This is a genomic window from Pseudomonas sp. (genome assembly GCF_050739995.1).
Taxonomy (GTDB): Bacteria; Pseudomonadota; Gammaproteobacteria; order Pseudomonadales; family Pseudomonadaceae; genus Aquipseudomonas.
This window is the reverse complement of record NZ_JBOICG010000243.1, coordinates 1-10616: the sequence shown is the minus strand read 5'-3', so window position 1 is coordinate 10616 and position 10616 is coordinate 1. Positions and strand designations below refer to the sequence as shown.

At 61.8% G+C, this 10616-nt stretch carries 12 protein-coding genes; 3 read left to right on the top strand and 9 right to left on the bottom strand.

Features of this window, described 5'->3' with window-relative positions:
• Positions 1 to 65: 65 nt before the first annotated feature.
• On the bottom strand, positions 66 to 1133 hold the full coding sequence (locus ACRESD_RS08315) for an ABC transporter substrate-binding protein (RefSeq protein ID WP_431750487.1): 1068 nt from the start codon (positions 1131 to 1133) through the stop codon (positions 66 to 68).
• A 351-nt stretch (positions 1134 to 1484) separates the two neighbouring features.
• Here ACRESD_RS08315 and ACRESD_RS08310 point away from each other — a divergent pair, with 351 nt between their 5' ends.
• A complete protein-coding gene (locus tag ACRESD_RS08310; protein ID WP_431750486.1) occupies positions 1485 to 2210 on the top strand; it encodes a UTRA domain-containing protein in 726 nt (241 codons plus the stop codon).
• Here ACRESD_RS08310 and ACRESD_RS08305 read toward each other — a convergent pair.
• The 8 genes from ACRESD_RS08305 to ACRESD_RS08270 are packed head-to-tail and all read right to left on the bottom strand — an operon-like array spanning position 2191 to position 8290.
• Positions 2191 to 3036: a metal ABC transporter solute-binding protein, Zn/Mn family gene (locus ACRESD_RS08305; protein WP_431750488.1), complete on the bottom strand. Its 846-nt coding sequence runs from the start codon at positions 3034 to 3036 to the stop codon at positions 2191 to 2193. The two genes, ACRESD_RS08310 and ACRESD_RS08305, sit on opposite strands and share 20 nt — an antisense overlap.
• Positions 3037 to 3095: 59 nt before the next feature.
• A complete protein-coding gene (locus tag ACRESD_RS08300) occupies positions 3096 to 3995 on the bottom strand; it encodes a metal ABC transporter permease (protein ID WP_431750485.1) in 900 nt (299 codons plus the stop codon).
• Positions 3992 to 4738 (bottom strand): metal ABC transporter ATP-binding protein, encoded by a 747-nt coding sequence (locus tag ACRESD_RS08295; protein ID WP_431750484.1) that lies wholly within the window; start codon positions 4736 to 4738, stop codon positions 3992 to 3994. The genes ACRESD_RS08300 and ACRESD_RS08295 overlap by 4 nt, the downstream gene beginning before the upstream one ends.
• On the bottom strand, positions 4735 to 5655 hold the full coding sequence (locus ACRESD_RS08290; RefSeq protein ID WP_431750483.1) for a metal ABC transporter substrate-binding protein: 921 nt from the start codon (positions 5653 to 5655) through the stop codon (positions 4735 to 4737). The genes ACRESD_RS08295 and ACRESD_RS08290 overlap by 4 nt, the downstream gene beginning before the upstream one ends.
• A 19-nt stretch (positions 5656 to 5674) precedes the next feature.
• Entirely contained in the window at positions 5675 to 6235 is a 561-nt protein-coding gene (locus ACRESD_RS08285; RefSeq protein WP_431750482.1) for a DUF6162 family protein, read from the bottom strand.
• Positions 6232 to 6555, bottom strand: a complete 324-nt coding sequence (locus tag ACRESD_RS08280) for a hypothetical protein (protein ID WP_431750481.1) — start codon at positions 6553 to 6555, stop codon at positions 6232 to 6234. Before ACRESD_RS08280 ends, ACRESD_RS08285 begins: the two co-directional genes overlap by 4 nt.
• On the bottom strand, positions 6552 to 7091 hold the full coding sequence (locus ACRESD_RS08275; protein WP_431750480.1) for a thiamine pyrophosphate-binding protein: 540 nt from the start codon (positions 7089 to 7091) through the stop codon (positions 6552 to 6554). Before ACRESD_RS08275 ends, ACRESD_RS08280 begins: the two co-directional genes overlap by 4 nt.
• On the bottom strand, positions 7091 to 8290 hold the full coding sequence (locus ACRESD_RS08270; RefSeq protein WP_431750479.1) for a PepSY-associated TM helix domain-containing protein: 1200 nt from the start codon (positions 8288 to 8290) through the stop codon (positions 7091 to 7093). Before ACRESD_RS08270 ends, ACRESD_RS08275 begins: the two co-directional genes overlap by 1 nt.
• Positions 8291 to 8543: 253 nt before the next feature.
• On the opposite strand from ACRESD_RS08270, the gene leuC reads away from it, so the two are divergent.
• Together leuC and leuD are read left to right on the top strand one after the other, a co-directional pair.
• Positions 8544 to 9962, top strand: a complete 1419-nt coding sequence (leuC, locus tag ACRESD_RS08265; RefSeq protein WP_431750478.1) for a 3-isopropylmalate dehydratase large subunit — start codon at positions 8544 to 8546, stop codon at positions 9960 to 9962.
• Positions 9959 to 10573: a 3-isopropylmalate dehydratase small subunit gene (gene leuD / locus ACRESD_RS08260; protein WP_431750477.1), complete on the top strand. Its 615-nt coding sequence runs from the start codon at positions 9959 to 9961 to the stop codon at positions 10571 to 10573. The genes leuC and leuD overlap by 4 nt, the downstream gene beginning before the upstream one ends.
• Positions 10574 to 10616 lie beyond the last annotated feature (43 nt).

Here is a 10616-nt window from a genome sequence, read left to right as displayed (position 1 = left end):
CCGCTATCGGGAGCAAGCCCCCTCCCACATTGGATCTCCAGTGGACATCCAATGTGGGGGAAGCCTTACTGCATATTGATGATGACTTCTTCCTGCCACTTCTGCGGCAGTGCCTTGGAGGTCTTCTCCCAAGCATCGGCATCTTTGATCGGTGTGACTTTTTTGTACTGCTCGTTCGGCAGCAGCTTGGCCTGAACCTCAGCTGGCAGGGTCAGGTGCTCGGCGCGGATCGGGCGCGCATTGCCCTTGGCCAGGTTGATCTGGCCGGCGTCGCTGAAGATGTATTCACGGGTCAGCTTGGCAGCGTTCGGGTGCTTGGCATATTTGTTGATGATGGTGGTGTAGCCGGAAATCACCGAGCCGTCCGATGGGATCAGCACCACGTAGTCATCCGGGTTGGCCATCTTGGCTTTGTAGCTCAAACCGTTGAAGTCCCAGACCACGCCCACTTCCACTTCGCCTTTTTCCATGGTGGCGATGGTCGGGTTGGCCAGCGACAGACGACCTTGCTTGGCGATGTCGGCAAACATCAGCAGGGCAGGCTGGATGTTCTTCTCGTCGCCACCGTTGGCGAGGGCGGCAGCCAGTACGCCATTGGCGGCCTGGGCGGCGGTGCTGACGTCACCAATGGACACCTTGTATTTACCGGTCTTCAGGTCTGCCCAGCTTTTTGGGGCTTCGGAGCCGTGCAGCAGCTTCTTGTTGACGATAAAAGCGATGGTGCCGGTGTAGGCCAAGGCCCAGTTGCCGTCTTTATCTTTCGCCCAATCCGGCACTTGGGCCCAGGTGCTCGGCTTGTAGGGCTGGACCACGCCTTGTTTTACCGCAATCGGACCGAAGGCCGCGCCAACGTCGCCAATATCGGCGCTGGCGTTGTCTTTCTCGGCGGCGAACTTGGCGATTTCCTGGGCTGAGCTCATGTCCGTGTCGATGTGCTTGAGGCCATAGGTCTTGGCCAGGTCTTCCCAGGTGCCTTTCCAGTTGGCCCAGTCATCGGGCATGCCGACGCTGTTGACGGCGCCTTCCGCTTTCGCGGCGGCTTCCAAGGTTTTCAAATCGGTATCAGCGGCCATGGCGGCGGTGCACATGGCAATGGTCGAGCCTAACAGTGATGCCAGGAAAAGCTGTTTCATCCGAAGCTCCTTTGGGCGTTTTCAACGCGACGTTGTTATGAACGATTGCGGTGGTGTTGGTCTAGGTCAGCAATACCTGAGCCAATCTAGGCGTGCTGGATGACAGTTTCATGTCGATGTCGTTTTTAAAGCGCTTTTGTCGCTCAGCGCAGATTCAGCGTAGACCATGCCCAAGTGCCCGCAGGGCTTGGACTTGGCCGGTGTATTGCAAGGCGTGGAAGAGGGCGGGCACGAGGACTGTCATCTGTCGGTCATCTGCAATGCCTAGGCTGGCACGGCATTGATGCGGAGCTGTTATGCCGCTTTTTGTGCACTCGAATGGTGCTGGTCTAGTCCAGATAGGTAACGTTGATGCGTGATGAGGCAATCAAGGCGGTAACTTCCATCGGCCTGGCGCTGCAAGAGCAGATCGACCACGGCTTGTTGGCGCCTGCGAGTAAATTGCCCGCCGAGCGCAAGCTCAGCGAGTTGTTTGGTACCACCCGCATTACCGTGCGGGAAGCCTTGTTACAACTGGAAGCCCAGGGCCAGATTTATCGTGAGGAACGCCGTGGCTGGTTTGTCTCGCCGCCACGGCTGGCCTACAACCTGATGCAGCGCAGCCACTTTCACGCGATGGTCAGCGATCAGGGGCGGGTGGCGTCGACCGAAGTGATTTCTGCACGCTTGCAACCGGCCTCGGCGGCGGTGTGTGCGTGGTTGCAGTTGCCGGCGTTGTCCAGCGTGATCCAGGTCTGCCGGAGCCGGCGCATTGACGGGCGCCTGGTGTTGTATGTGGAACACTACCTGAACCCGCAGTACTTTCCGGGGATTCTGGCGTGCGACCTGAACCAGTCGATGACCGAGTTGTACGCGCGCAAGTACGACCTGCATTACGGTCGCGTGCGCTTCGAGATTGTGCCCACGTCCTTGCCGGCGGAGGCCGCCGCGGCGCTGCGCGTGTCGGTGGGCAGCCCGGGCTTGAGGATTGCCCGGGTCAACTACGACCAGCACCAGCGCTTGATCGACTGCGACCTGGAATTCTGGCGGCATGATGCGATTCATGTCGGGGTGGATGTCATGGGCTCAGCGCCTTGATCACTTGATCCACATTGCCTTCCAGTTCAGCCACCGGGTCCGCCCCGTCGACATTCAACACCAGCAATTGCGCACCACCTGCCGTCACGGCTGTTTTCACCGCTTCGCTCGGCTGACGGTGATGCAGTACCACAGCCACGTCGTTGCCCTTCAAGTCGGCACTGAGCTTCTGCAGCGCCTGTGGCGTCCAATCTGCGTCCGGTCGCGCATCGGTGTTGAGCACTTCCAGGTTGAGGCTGCTGATCAGATACGCGAAGTGATCGCTCAGGCTGACCACGCTCAAGTTGTCCGCCTTGGCCAATCGCGCCTCGCTGTCGGCCGTGAGCTTGAGCAGGCGTTGCTTGAGGGCGGCGAGGTTGACGTCGATCTTCGACTTGGCGCTGGGCGCCAGTCGACTGAGGTCGGCGGCCATCACGTCGGCCATGCGTCCCATGTTGTTGCTCGATTGCCATGGCTGGCTGTTCAAACCGTCGGTAGCGCCTGGTTGCACGGCGATGCCAGGCAAACCACCGTCCACCGGGCGTGCAGTGTCGATTTCGATGATGCGGATGTTGCTGCGCCGTGCCACCGGGTAGAGCGGGTCATCCGCCCATAGCGAGCGCAGGCCGATGGCGGCGTCGGCATCCTGGGCCAACGTGTTCAATGCCGGCGCACCCCGACCGGTGAAGTAAGACACCTGCCGAGTACCTGGCAGGTTGGCCGGCGCGGCGCGCTCCAGCTTTACGTCGGTGCCCTTTAGCAACACGTCGGCCAGGCCGTAGGTGATCGGTAGCGAGGCGAGTACCTTGACCGGTTTTGGCGGATCAATAGTGGCTTCGGCCGCCATCGACGGCACAGTAATCAAGCAGGCAATGACCAAGGCCAGTGGAGGCAGAACGGAGCGCATTATCCAAGATTCCCTTTGAGGCTGGGCACAATGCCGCGCGCGATGGCGGCACCGGCGAAGGCGATGCCGGCCATCAGAATGATCGCGGCACCGGACGGGATGGGCAGGTCGAAGATGATCGGCAGCAGGATGCCGCACAGCGTACTCACCGTGGCGATCGCCACCGACACCCAGAAGAACCCTTTGAGCGACTGGCTAAGCAGACGCGCCGCCGCGGCGGGGATCACCAACAGCGCACCGACCAGGATCGCGCCGATGACCTTGACCGCCGCCACGGTGATCAGCGTCACCAGGATCACGAACAGGTAGTCCAAGGTCTTCACCGCCACACCGCGCACGGCGGCCAGTTGCGGATTGAAGCTGGCCAGCATGATGCGGTTGTACAACGGCAGCGCCAGGGCCATCACCAACGAACCGACAACCGCCAGTACCAACAGGTCATTACCGTTGACCGTCAGCACTGAACCGAACAACACGTTCTCCAGAATGTGCACGTTGATCTTGCCTGCGAGGATCAGCAGCAGGCTTGCACCCAAGGCCAACGACACCGAGAGGAACACGCCGATCAAGGTGTCCGGCGCGAGGCCGGTGCGATTGCGCAAGTAGTTGAGCAGGATACCGAACAGCAAGCAGTAACCGAACAGCGCGCCATACGGCCCGGTGTAGGGTTCGCCGAGCAGAATGCCCACGGCCACGCCGGTCAGTGCAGCGTGGCCGACGGCTTCGGAGAAAAACGCGAAGCGCTTGACCACCACCAATGTACCCAGGCCACCCAGAACCGGGCCGATCAGCAAACCGGCGAGCAGGGCATTGACCACAAAGCCATAGGCCAGCGCCTCCGGCAGATACCCGGAAGAGGCCCAGCCCTGGACCATCAAACGAAAGGCTTCATAGCTCATTGCGCCGTGCTCCGTGGGTGAGTGGAGAACAGGGTCAGCAGGCGATCCGGCGTCAGCGCTTCTTTGGGTGTGGCGTCGAACAATACGCGGCGGTTCAGGCCGGTGACGCGGTCGGCCAGACGACCCACGGCTTCCAGGTCGTGTTCGATCCACAACACGGTGATACCGGTCAGGCGCCAAGCATTCAGCAGACGTTCGAACACCTGGATACCGGCTTCATCCAGGGCCGACATCGGCTCATCCAGCACCAGCAATTGCGGCGCCGGAATCAATCCCTGGGCCAGCAGTACACGTTGGCGTTCACCACCGGACAGCGCACCCATGCGCCGTTTGCGTTTGTCCTGCATGCCCACCCGTTCCAGGGCTTCGCCAATCGCCCCGGCGTAATGTTTGGACAACCCGAGAAACGCCGGACGCCGCTGGCACAGGGCGGCCATGAAATCATCGACGGTCATCGGCAGGCCCCGGTCGAACTCCAGGGCCTGGGGCACATAGCCGATGGTGCCGGGCGTGGCCGGCCAGTGCAGGCGCAATTGGCCCTGGTGCGGGGTTTGCCCCAGCAGGGTCTTGATCAGCGAGCTTTTGCCGCCACCGTTTGGGCCGACCAGCGCATGAATGCTGCCTGGCTGCACCTGGAAACTCACGCCGTCGAGAATCGCCGTACGGCCCAGGGTCAACGACACCTTGTCGAAGTCGAGGATCGGTCCGATGCTGGCCACTTTCAGTTGTTCCACCGCCGTCATGCCCCGGACTCCTGAATCGCCCGCACCACAGTGTTGAGGTTGCCGGTCATTTCCACTTCGTATTTTTCAGGTGTGTATTCGCCGTAGGAGATGTGCGACAGCGGGTACAGCTTGACCCCCGACTCACGTTGGATGGTTTCGACGTAGGTGGACGGGAAGTCCATCTCCGAGAAGATCACTTTCACATCCAGGGCGCGCAGTTCGTCGATGGTCTTTTTCAACTGGCTGGGGCTGGGCTCGATGCCATGGGCCGGTTCGACCACGGCGGTCACTTCCAGGCCGAATTCACGCAGCAGATAGTCGTAGGCGGCGTGCACCGTGGCCACGCGCAGGTCCGGGTTGGGGGCGCTGGTCAACTTGGCCAGGGCGTCGGCACGCATCTGGCGCAGGCGTTTGCCGTAGGCGCGGGCGTTCTGGGTGTAGGTCTTGGCGTTGTCCGGGTCGAGTTTGCCCAGTTCGCGGGCGATGTTATTGACTTGGGCAATCGAGGCGCTGATTGACAAAAAGGTGTGCGGGTTGACCACCTTGCCCGCGCCGCGTGCCGCGTTGCCGGTGGCGGCCAGCAACGGCACGTTGGCGTTGGCCTCGATCACCGGAATGTCCGGGCGCTCGCTGGTGGCGATCATGCGGTCGGCGAAATCGTCATGGCCGACACCGTTGAGCACGATCACATCCAGGGTGCCGATGCGCTTGATATCGTCGGCGCGTGGCTCGTAGGCGTGGGGGTTGAAGCCGGCCGGGATCAGTGGCACCACCTCGGCCTTGTCGCCGACGATATTGGCCACGTAGCTGTAGTAAGGGTGCAGGGTGATGCCAATACGAAGGCGTTTAGCGGCCTCGGCATTGGCCAATGGCGCGAGCATCAGGCTCAGCAGGCTGACCAGCAACAGGCGCAACAGGGGAGATGAAATAGACATGGGCAATCGGTCTTCTCGTTCAGTGACGGTGCTGGCGGGTGACGCCGGCATCGAATTGCGCGACCACTTGCTGCCAGCCGGCCGCGATCAGCGCCTGGTCAGTAAGGTCGGAGGGGACGGCGAGGTTGGCCTGGCGATTGAGCCAGATATCCGGTTCGGCACTGTGCACACGCATCAGCAGTGAGCCACTGATGCTGGGCGCCTGGGTCACGCCCAGGTAGGCCGAAGGCTCGAGCAATTGCCAGTGATGATCGCCGCGGCTGACCGAGCTGGCGTCTTGGGCAAACGGCGCAAACCCTTCCTTGGCCAGCTGTTCAGGCGTCGGCAGGGCGTCTTGCTCCTGCAGCAGCAGTTGGATTTCATCGAGGGTCACCCTCAAGTCGGCGTAGATGCCTTGCTCGGCGGGGCTCAGGTCGCGGCGGGCATCCAACTGATGGCTGGGCACTGCGGCGATCTCCTGGGTTTCGCCATGCAGGGTCACTACGGTGGCGGCCACGGCGAGGATGATCAGGCACAACAGCAACACGTAGAGCGTTTCATGGCCGGCCCCGGCGGGGCGTACAACCTGTGTGGTACTCATTGGGGCTGGATATCCGCTTGGTCGATTTCCACGACGTGGCCGGGGCCGGCGTCAAACAGCACGTAGAACTCGGCGGAGGGCTTCTTGAACGTCAGGGTCGAATCCTGGCCGAGCTTGCCGGGCAACAGGATGGTCTCGTCGTAGCCGATCACATCCAGGGTCACGCCCGGGGCGCCGCTGCCGTCGGAGAAACCACCGGTGCACTGGATCTGCTCGCCGGCGATTTCCTTGCATTCGCACATCGGGTTGTGGGCCAGGGCCACGCTGCTGAAACCGACGCAGAGCAATAGCGCGGCGCGGGATAGACGCATCAAAGTCATGGTTTAACTCCTTGCTTGTTCAGCCAGGCAATGGTCGCAGGCGATGCCTGGCTCAGCGGGATGGAACCCTGGTGCATGCTGCCGTCCCAGCCTTCCATGGTGACCCACAGTTCGGCGTCGACGGGCGTGCGTTCCGGCACTGGCAGCAGCGCACCCATGCGGTACGGTGTGCCGAAGAAGATCACCCCGGCGGCCCGCAGGCTGCGTGGCTTGCCAATGCGCAGGTAGGTGGCCTTGACCTGTTGGGTGCAGGTGGCACACAGGGCGGCGTTGAAAAACTTCATCGGGCCGGCCGGGTCCGGGCGTGGGCCTTCGTTGCGAAACTCGGCGAGGGTCAGGCTCCAGGGACCGACCTGCACTTCACCGGCCACGCGTTCGCCGATGCCGGTGTCGCCGCGAAACAGCGCGGCCTCGGAAAAATAGCGGGGCATGAACCCCAGCGGCACCAGGATCAACAGGATGTTGATGTGGAAGCGCCATTTCAGCCAAAAGGCCCGCAGTGGCGAAACCTGTGCAGTCGTGACGACCTTGCTCATCAGTTGCCCTCCGTGGTTTCAGCGTGCAACGCCTGGATCGGTGCCGGTTGGCGCGGGGCCTTGGCCTCGCGCTTGAGGGCATTGAGGGTGGCCAGGGCGGTGCGTTTGGTCCAGATCAGCAGGCCGCTCAGCACCATCATGCTCAGCACCAGGCCGAAGAACGCCCAGATCAGTTTGATCCACAGGCCGCCGAAGTCGCCGGTGTGCAAGGGGCGCATGGATTCGGTGACGAACTCCAGCGGGGTACGGTCGGACAGCAGGTGCGAAACGCCGATTTCACCGTCATAAGGGTTCAGTTGCGCGGTCTGGAACATCAACGGATACCAGCCGCGCCCGCCGATTTGCAGGTGGCTGTAGGCATTGCTGGGCAGGAACACGAAGGTGGCGTCCAGCCCCGGGATGCGTTCGCCGGCAATCTTGATTGCGTCGTCCAGAGAGATCATCGGCGCCGGCACACCGGGCGCCGACATCGGCACTTTCTCCCGGGCGATCACCGGCACGATGGGTTCGCTGGAGATGGAGATCTGGTTGTCACCCAGGATCGCCTGGATCAGGAACCAGGTGCCGGTGATGGAAATGACTGCAATGAACCAGATCGACCAGATGCCGCTGAGGCGGTGGAAGTCGCCCCAGAAAATCCGTGCACCGTGGCGGATGCGCAGGGTCGGTTTGAGAAAACCCTTCCAGAAACGTTTGTACACCACCAGCCCCGTGATCAATGAAGCCAGCAGCGGCAGACCGAGAAGCGAGACCAGGTACCAGCCCCAGCTGTAACCGTTGGTGAACGGCACCAACCACCAGCCATGCAGGGCGCGGGTGAATTGCTTGAAGTTGAACGACGGGCTGATGCCCTGGATCGTCCCGGAATATGGGTTGACGTAGACCTCCACCGAGCGTCCGTCGGGATAGGTGAGGTCGACACTCAGGGCGAAGTGCGATTCATCCGGGCGGATGATCGACTGCACGATGACCTGGGGCTCGGCCTGTTTGATGGCGGCGATCACCTGGTCAAAGCTCAGTACCTGCGCGTCATCTGACGGTTTGCTGGCGCGGATGTCCGGGTTGGCCAGCCACACGATCTCCTGGCTGACCACCGCCAGGGTGCCGGTGACGCAGACGATCAGTACAAAGAACCAGATGGGCAATGCCAGCCAGCTGTGGACGAGAAACCAGAGTTTTGAGCGTGACTTCTTCGACATGTGAATGCGGGTCTTGATCGGAGGGGGCGAAGGAGGCCCGGAAAAGGCCGGTCGTAGCTTTTGCTGACGCGACGGGCTGTATCTAAGTTAAGACGGATGAGAATGGGAAATCCCTAAGCGGGAAATGAAAGAAAATGTTTCGTGGTTGCTGGATCGAACACGAACCATGTTCCCAGGCATCACCCAGGCGCCATTGATGAGGACCAGGCGCTGCGTAGGATGGGCGTACACCGTTGAGTGAGCCCTAAGAAAAATGACTGCCAGAACCCTCTACGACAAACACATCGACTCCCATACGGTGTGTGCCCTGGATGATCAGGGCCATGTCCTGCTATATATCGATCGTCAGGTGATCAACGAATACACCAGCCCCCAGGCATTCAGCGGCCTGCGCGAGGCCGGGCGCCACGTGTGGCGGCCCGGCACGGCATTGGCGGTGGTCGATCATGTCAACCCGACCACACCCAAGCGCATCGCGGCGATGCCGGATGCGGGCGGCGCGCGGCAAGTGTCGTACCTGGCGGAAAACTGCCGGGACTTCGGCATCGAGTTGCTGGATATCCTCGACAAGCGCCAAGGTATTGAGCATGTCATCGCGCCGGAGCAGGGCTTTATCCTGCCGGGCATGGTGATCGCCGCCGGTGACAGCCACACCACCACTTACGGCGCCCTCGGTGCGTTCGGCTTCGGCATCGGCACCTCGGAAATCGAGCACCTGCTGGCTTCACAGACACTGGTTTATAAGCGCCTGAAAACCCTGCGTGTGACCGTCGATGGTGCGTTGGCCAAGGGCCTGACGTCCAAGGACGTGATCATGGCGTTGATCGGCAAGATTGGCGCGTCCGGCGCCACGGGTTACGCCATCGAGTTTCGCGGTTCCACCATCGATGCCTTGAGCGTCGAGGCACGCATGACCATCTGCAACATGGCGGTGGAGGCGGGGGCGCGTGGCGCGTTCATGGCGCCGGACGAAAAAGTCTTCGCCTACCTCAAGGGCAAGCTCCGCGCGCCGAAGGGCGAATTGTGGGAACAAGCCCTGGTGAGCTGGCGCCGACTGCATTCGGATGCCGACGCTGTGTTCGATCGGGAAGTACAACTGGATGCCGCCGCGCTGGAACCCATGGTCACCTGGGGCACCAGCCCCGACCAGGCCGCGCCTATCGGCGCCCGCGTGCCCGACCCGCAGGCGGTCAGCGACCTGATCCTGCGCGCCGACATGCGCCGCGCCCTCAACTACATGGGCCTGCAAGCCGGCATGCCGCTGAGCGATATCGTGATCAGCCATGCGTTTATCGGCTCGTGCACCAATGCGCGCATCGAAGACCTGCGCGACGCTGCCCGTGTGGTGCGTGGCAAGCACGTGGCCGAACATGTGCGGGCGATGATCGTGCCGGGCTCCACCGAAGTGCGCAACCAGGCCGAAGCCGAAGGGCTGGCCGCGATCTTTATAGAGGCAGGTTTTGAGTGGCGCCAGTCGGGCTGCTCAATGTGCCTGGCCATGAACGACGACGTGCTGGCCCCTGGCGACCGTTGCGCTTCCAGCACCAACCGCAACTTTGAAGGCCGCCAGGGTGCCGGTGCACGCACTCACCTGATGAGCCCGGCGATGGTCGCCGCCGCCGCGATCACTGGCCGCCTGACTGACATTCGCCACTTTGGAGACCGCCCATGAGCCTGCAACCTTTCACGCTGGTCACCGGCAAGGCCGCACCCATGTTGGCGGCGAATATTGATACCGATGTGATCATGCCCAAGCAGTTCCTCAAGGGCATCGACCGCAGCGGCCTGGACCGTGGGTTGTTCTTTGATTTGCGCTTCCTGCCTTCCGGCGAACCCAACCCTGAATTCGTGCTGAACCAGCCAGCGTGGCAGGGTGCAAGTTTCATGGTAGTGGGGCCGAACTTCGGCTGCGGTTCCAGCCGTGAGCACGCGGTGTGGGGGCTGAAACAGATGGGCATTCGCGCGCTCATCGGTAGCAGCTTTGCCGGGATTTTCTACGACAACTGCCAGCGTAACGGGGTGTTGTTGATCACCTTGGACGAAGGGGTGTTGCAGACACTCGGGCAGACCGTCAGGCAGGCCGACCAGGCGCAGATCAGTGTAGACCTGGAGCAACAGCAGATTCGCTTGGCGGATGGCGAGGTGATCGGGTTTCAGATCGACACTTTGCGCAAGACTGCGTTGCTGCTGGGGTTGGATGCGATTGGCACTACGTTGCAGCGTAGTGAGCAGATCATGGCGTTTGAGCAGCGGCATCTTGCGGCCAACCCTTGGTTCAACTAACAGGTCGCGGTTCAAACTGTGGGAGGGGGCTTGCTCCCGATAG

Bases quoted from the DNA above. Each gene is read 5' to 3' on its own strand.
- ACRESD_RS08315 (WP_431750487.1), bottom strand. From the start codon at position 1,133: ATGAAACAGCTTTTCCTGGCATCACTGTTAGGCTCGACCATTGCCATG.
- ACRESD_RS08310 (WP_431750486.1), top strand. From the start codon at position 1,485: ATGCGTGATGAGGCAATCAAGGCGGTAACTTCCATCGGCCTGGCGCTG.
- ACRESD_RS08305 (WP_431750488.1), bottom strand. From the start codon at position 3,036: ATGGCGGCCGAAGCCACTATTGATCCGCCAAAACCGGTCAAGGTACTC.
- ACRESD_RS08300 (WP_431750485.1), bottom strand. From the start codon at position 3,995: ATGAGCTATGAAGCCTTTCGTTTGATGGTCCAGGGCTGGGCCTCTTCC.
- ACRESD_RS08295 (WP_431750484.1), bottom strand. From the start codon at position 4,738: ATGACGGCGGTGGAACAACTGAAAGTGGCCAGCATCGGACCGATCCTC.
- ACRESD_RS08290 (WP_431750483.1), bottom strand. From the start codon at position 5,655: ATGTCTATTTCATCTCCCCTGTTGCGCCTGTTGCTGGTCAGCCTGCTG.
- ACRESD_RS08285 (WP_431750482.1), bottom strand. From the start codon at position 6,235: ATGAGTACCACACAGGTTGTACGCCCCGCCGGGGCCGGCCATGAAACG.
- ACRESD_RS08280 (WP_431750481.1), bottom strand. From the start codon at position 6,555: ATGACTTTGATGCGTCTATCCCGCGCCGCGCTATTGCTCTGCGTCGGT.
- ACRESD_RS08275 (WP_431750480.1), bottom strand. From the start codon at position 7,091: ATGAGCAAGGTCGTCACGACTGCACAGGTTTCGCCACTGCGGGCCTTT.
- ACRESD_RS08270 (WP_431750479.1), bottom strand. From the start codon at position 8,290: ATGTCGAAGAAGTCACGCTCAAAACTCTGGTTTCTCGTCCACAGCTGG.
- leuC (WP_431750478.1), top strand. From the start codon at position 8,544: ATGACTGCCAGAACCCTCTACGACAAACACATCGACTCCCATACGGTG.
- leuD (WP_431750477.1), top strand. From the start codon at position 9,959: ATGAGCCTGCAACCTTTCACGCTGGTCACCGGCAAGGCCGCACCCATG.